Source organism: Streptomyces sp. NPDC005070, assembly GCF_053600395.1.
Map to the genome: position 1 here is coordinate 1 of NZ_JBSFZS010000245.1, position 5,770 is coordinate 5,770.

The 5,770-nt window shown below is 71.5% G+C and carries 3 protein-coding genes; all 3 read right to left on the reverse strand.

Translation table 11 applies throughout. The features are described 5' to 3' along the window. Nucleotides 1-97 precede the first annotated feature (97 nt). Nucleotides 98-1,321 carry an RNA-guided endonuclease InsQ/TnpB family protein gene (locus ACWEBX_RS36760; RefSeq protein ID WP_451889089.1) on the reverse strand — a complete coding sequence of 408 codons (1,224 nt, stop codon included), beginning with the start codon at nt 1,319-1,321 and terminating at the stop codon, nt 98-100. 162 nt (nt 1,322-1,483) lie between these two features. After that, on the reverse strand, nt 1,484-4,498 hold the full coding sequence (locus ACWEBX_RS36765) for a beta-ketoacyl synthase N-terminal-like domain-containing protein (RefSeq protein ID WP_451889090.1): 3,015 nt from the start codon (nt 4,496-4,498) through the stop codon (nt 1,484-1,486). 9 nt (nt 4,499-4,507) lie between these two features. Then, on the reverse strand, nt 4,508-5,623 hold the full coding sequence (locus tag ACWEBX_RS36770) for a beta-ketoacyl reductase (RefSeq protein ID WP_451889091.1): 1,116 nt from the start codon (nt 5,621-5,623) through the stop codon (nt 4,508-4,510). Nucleotides 5,624-5,770 lie beyond the last annotated feature (147 nt).

Sequence of the window (5,770 nt, forward strand, 5' to 3'; positions counted from 1 at the left end):
GCAGCCGGGCACCGCCGCCGCCGGGGGTGGCTTCGGTTTGACTTGCACCTCGGGCTGAAGCCCGAGGATTCTGGCCTTCTCGGTCGTTGCTGTGCCGCTACGCGGCACGGGGTTCGGTCGGGAATCCGTGGCTTCCTGCTTCTTCGCGTTGTGCCGGGATTGCTCCTGGTCTTACCGGCGCTCCGCAGGCCGATACCGCCAGTCCGGCGGCCGTCTTCACGTTGACAGCGGCGTTGATGTCCCGGTCGTGGACGGCGCTGCAGACGGTACAGGTCCATTCCCGGACGTTCAGGGGTTTGGGTCCGTCCTTGACGCCGCAGGCCGAGCAGGTCTGGGAGGTCGGCTCGAACCGGCCGATCTTGACCAGGGCGCGGCCGTACCGTTGTGCTTTGTATTCCAGCATGCTGATGAACGATGCCCAGCCGGCATCATGCACGGACTTGGCCAGCTTCGTGCGGGCCAGTCCCGCCACCGACAGGTCCTCGACGGCGATCCCTTGGTTCTCGGAGATCAGCTTTGTGGAGAGCTGGTGGTGGAACTCGCGGCGGGCGTCGGTGACCTTGGCGTGGGCGCGGGCGACCTTGAGGCGAGCCTTGGCCCGGTTTCTCGATCCCTTCTGTTTGCGGGACAGCTCCTGCTGGGCCTTCTTCAGTTTCTTCTCGGCGCGTCGAAGGAAGCGCGGGGAACCGATCTTCGTTCCGTCGGAGAGGACTACGAAGTGGGTCAGGCCGAGGTCGATGCCGATGGTGCGGTCGGTTTCGGGCATCCGCGCCTGGTCGGCGGCGGGGTCGGTGTCGATGACGAAGGAGGCAAAGTACCGTCCGGCCGCGTCCTTGATGACGGTGACGGAGGTGGGGGTGGCGGGCAGTGTGCGGGACCATTTCACCTTCACCGCGCCGATCTTCGGCAGGTTCAGACGGCCGCTGTCGGTGATGGCCCAGCGGGCGTTGGCGGTGAACCGGATCGACTGCCGGGCGTCCTTGCGAGACTTGAAGCGCGGCGGGCCGATCCTGGGGCCCTTGCGGGTGCCCTTGAGGGAGGCGAAGAAGTTGCGGTACGCGGTCTCGGCGTCGCGCAGGGACTGCTGGAGCACCACCGCGGAGACCTCGCCCAGCCAGGACCGTTCCGCGGTCCGCTTGGCCTCGGTGATCAGTCGCTTCGACAGCTCCCCGGCCTTCGGGAACGGCTGCTCGGCCCTGCGGGCGTCTTCACGGGCGCGGACCGCATCGTTGAACACGACACGGGCGCACCCGAACGCCCTCGCCAACGCCGTCTCCTGGCCGGTGTCCGGGTACAGGCGGAAGCTGTACCGCAGCTGCATGACCGTCACCATACATACGTGAGTTGGCGCGGGTCACTCAGTGCCGCCTTGACGTTGGCTCGGGCCTGTCCGGTCCTTCGCGTCGCCGCCGGGGCGGAGACGGGAAGGGCCGGACAGGCCGTCAGGGGCGGGAGCGGGCCGGTGGACGCCGGCCGGCCGGGGTCAGGCGCGCTTCTTGAAGGTGGACAGGGCCCACACGTAGCCGAGGACGGCGAAGCCGAGGCACCAGGCGACGGCGGCGATCGCGTCGCCGTTCGAGACGTGGCCGGCCAGCAGTCCGCGCAGCGTCTCGATGATCGGGGTGAAGGGCTGGTACTCGGCGAACTGCTTCACGCCGGCGCCCATGGTGTCCGCGGGCACGAACGCGCTGCTGAGGAACGGCAGCATGATCAGTGGCACGGTGGCCAGGCCCGCCGACTCGGTGGTCTTGGCGGCCAGGCCCATGGCGACGGTGAGCCAGCTCGCGCCGACGGCGAGCAGGACGAACAGGCCGAGCACGCCGAGCCAGTCCAGGGCGCTCGCCGCGGGGTCGAAGCCCATCGCGAAGGCCACGCCGACGATGGCGGCGCAGGCCACCAGGCAGCGCACGGTGGTGACGACGACGTGGCCGGTGAGCATGGCACCGCGGGAGACGTCCATGGTCTTGAACCGGTTGATGATGCCCTTGGTCATGTCGTCGTTGACGGCCGTCGCGGTGGCCCCGAGGCCGTAGCTGACGGCCATCACGAGCAGGCCCGGCGTCGCGTAGTCGATGTAGTGCTCGCCGACGCTGAAGGCGCCGCCGAACACCTTGACGAACATCAGCATGATGACGATCGGGAACAGGACCGCGTTGAACACCGTGGTGGGGTTGCGCAGGGTGTGCTTCACGTTGCGGCGCAACATGATGCTCGAGTCGGCGAACGCCGTCGCGACCGTGCTCATCGCGCGATCGCCTCCTTCTTCTCGCTCGTGTCCTGGGCGTCCTCGGCGTCCTTGGTGGTGTGCTCGGTCAGGGCGAGGAAGACGTCGTCGAGGTCCGGGGTGTGCACGGAGAATTCCTGTGCGTCGAGGGTGTGTTCGTCGAGGCGGTCCAGCAGGGCCCGCAGCGACCTGGACCGGCCGGGTCAGGGCGCCGCACACATGGGCGGCGGCGATCTCGCCCTGGCTGTGGCCCACCACCGCGGAGGGCTGCACGCCCCAGGACCGCCACAGGGCGGCCATGGACACCATCACCGAGAACAGTGCGGGCTGCACCACGTCCACCCGGTCCAGGCCCGGTGCGCCGGGGACTGCGCGGATGACGTCGAGCAGTGACCAGTCGGTCCACTCGGCCAGGGCGTCGGCGCACGCGTCCAGGCTCCGCGCGAAGACCGGGAAGGCGGCGTACAGTTCCCGGCCCATGCCGACCCACTGGGAGCCCTGTCCGGGGAACATGAAGGCGATGGAGCCGAGGTCGCCCGCCGTGCCGCCGATCACCGCGGCGGACTCCGTGCCCTCGCTCAACGCCCCGAGTGCGTCGAGGAGTTCGTCCTTGGTGCGGCCCAGTACGACCGCGCGGTGCTCGAAGCGGGAGCGGTTCGAGAGCAGTGACCAGCCGGCTCCGGCGAGGTCCGGGCCGGTGCCGGCGGCGGCGAAGTCGCGGAGTCTGGCCGCCTGCCCGCGCAGGGCTTTCGCGGTCTTGCCCGACACCGTCCACGGGATCAGGCCGCCGACGACGCCCGCGTCCGTACCGCGCTCGTCGTGCTGCCCCCGGTCCTGGATCTGGTCCGGGCCTTGGTCCTGGGTCTGGGGCGGGGCCTCTTCGAGGACGATGTGGGCGTTGGTGCCGCTGACGCCGAAGGAGGACACCCCGGCCCGCCGCGGGCCGTCCGTCCTCGTCCACGCGCGCCCCTCGGCGAGGATCCGGACCGCGCCGGCGGACCAGTCCACGTGGTGGGAGGGCTCTCTCACGTGCAGGGTCTTGGGCAGGTGGCCGTGGCGCAGGGCCATCACGGTCTTGATGACCCCGCCGACCCCGGCGGCGGCCTGGGCGTGTCCGAGGTTCGACTTCAGGGAGCCCAGCCACAGCGGCCGCTCCTGGTCGCGGCCTTGGCCGTAGGTGGCCAGCAGCGCGCCGGCCTCGATGGGGTCGCCGAGCACGGTTCCGGTGCCGTGGGCCTCGACGAGGTCGACCTCGTCGGGGGTGACGCCCGCGTTGGCCAGGGCCTTGCGCATCACCTTCTCCTGGGCGCGGCCGTTGGGGGCGGTCAGGCCGTTGCTTGCGCCGTCCTGGTTGACCGCGCTGCCGCGTACGAGGGCCAGCACCGGGTGGTTGTTGCGGCGGGCGTCGGACAGCCGTTCCAGGAGCAGCACGCCCACGCCCTCGGCCCAGCCGGTGCCGTCGGCGCCGTCCGCGAAGGCCTTGCAGCGGCCGTCGGGCGAGAGGGCGGCCTGCCGGGAGAACTCCACGAACATCGCGGGGGTCGCCATCACCAGCGCCCCGCCGGCCAGTGCCAGCGAGCACTCCCCCGAGCGCAGGGACTGCACCGCCATGTGGAGGGCCACCAGCGACGACGAGCACGCCGTGTCCACCGACACCGCGGGTCCCGTCAGGCCGAGTTCGTAGGCCACGCGGCCGGAGGCGACGCTCAGGGCGCTGCCGTACAGCAGGTAGCCCTCCAGGTCCTTCTGGCCGCCTTCCAGGAAGCGCCAGCCGTACTCGGAGGAGCTGACTCCGGAGAAGACGCCGACCTCGCGGCCGCGGACGTCGGCGGGGACGATGCCGGCGCGTTCGAAGGCCTCCCAGGACGTCTCCAGCAGCAGGCGGTGGTGCGGGTCGACCGCCAGGGCCTCGCGCGGGCTGGTGCCGAAGAAGTCGGCGTCCCAGCCTGCGACGTCGTCCAGGAAGCCGCCCTGGTTGGTGTAGGCGTGGCCGGTGGCGTCGCGGTCCGGGTCGTACACGTCGCGCCACCCGCGGTCCTTGGGGAAGTCGCCGATGACGTCGCGGCCCTCGCGGACCACGTCCCACAGTTCCTCGGGACTCGTCACGCCTCCCGGGTAGCGGCAGGCCATGGCCACCACGGCGATGGGTTCGCCGCGGCCGGCCTTGAGGGCGTCGTTCTCCTGCCGGAGGCGGTCGCGTTCCTCCAGGAGCGTGCGCAGCGCCCGCTGGACCCGGTCCGCGCCGTCCGCCGTGCGTTCCGCGGAATCGGTCATGCCAGTCTCCTAGTTCTCTTTCAGGGCCAGGTCGACCAGTGCTTCGAGGTCCAGGTCGGACAGTTCGTCCGCGGCGGGGGCCTCGTCGGCCGCCGGGGTGGCGGCGTCCGTCGCGGGGGTGGCGGCGCAGGCCAGGATCGGTTCGAGGAGGCCCGCGCCGCGCAGGCTGTCGATGGAGACGGTGCGCAGTACGTCGCGGATCGCCGCGTCCTGGTCCGCGGGGGCCGGTTCGGGGTCGGCTTCGGGTCGCAGCAGGTCGCTGATGTGGTCGCTCAGTTCGCGTGGTGTGGGGTAACTGAAGACGATGGTGGACGGCAGTCGAAGACCGGTGGAGGCGTTGAGGCGGTTGCAGAGTTCGACGGCGATCAGCGAGTCGGATCCGAGGCGGGTGAACGCCTCGTCGACGTCGACGCTCGCGCCGGTGGGGTGTCCGAAGACGACGGCGACCTGTTCGCGGACCCATTCCAGAACGGCCGCGCGGGCCTGGGCGGCGGGCAGGCCGGTGAGCCGGGTGCCCCAGGGGGCCGGGCCGCTGTCGTGGGTGGTGCTCGCCTTGGTGCGGCGCGGGCGGCCGCCTTCGACGAGGTCGCGCAGCAGGGGCGGCACCTGGTCGGCGTCCTTGGCGCGCAGGACGGAAAGGTCCAGGTGGGCCGGGACGAGGGCCGCCTTGCCGCCGGCGTGGGCGGTGTCGAACAGGGCCAGTGCCTGGGGGGTGGGCATGGCGGTGATGCCGGTGCGGCGCAGCCGGGAGAGGTCGGCGGAGTCGAGTTCGCCGGTCATGCCGCTGCTGTGTTCCCACCAGCCCCAGGCCAGGGAGGTGCCGGGCAGGCCGGAGGCTTTGCGCTGGGCCGCAAGGGCGTCCAGGAAGGCGTTGGCGGCGGCGTAGTTGGCCTGTCCGGCGGTGCCGAGTGTGCCGGCGAGGGCGGAGAACTGGATGAACGCCGACAGGTGGTGCTCGCGGGTGAGTTCGTGGAGGTTGATCGCGCCGCCGGCCTTGGCGGCGAGGACGTGGTCGAGGCTCTGCGCGGTCAGTGAGGCGACGGTGCCGTCCGCGAGGACGCCCGCCGCGTGCACGACGGCGGTCAGCGGGTGGCGGCCGGGCAGGGTCGTGAGCAGGTCCGCCACGGCGGCCCGGTCCCCGACGTCGACGGCGGCGACCCGGACGGCCGCGCCGGCGCCGAACGGCGGGACGCTGCTGGCGGACACCTTCTACGACGAACGCGGCCTGACCGCGAAGGAGTTCGCCCCCTACTACATCACGGCCGCGCCCTC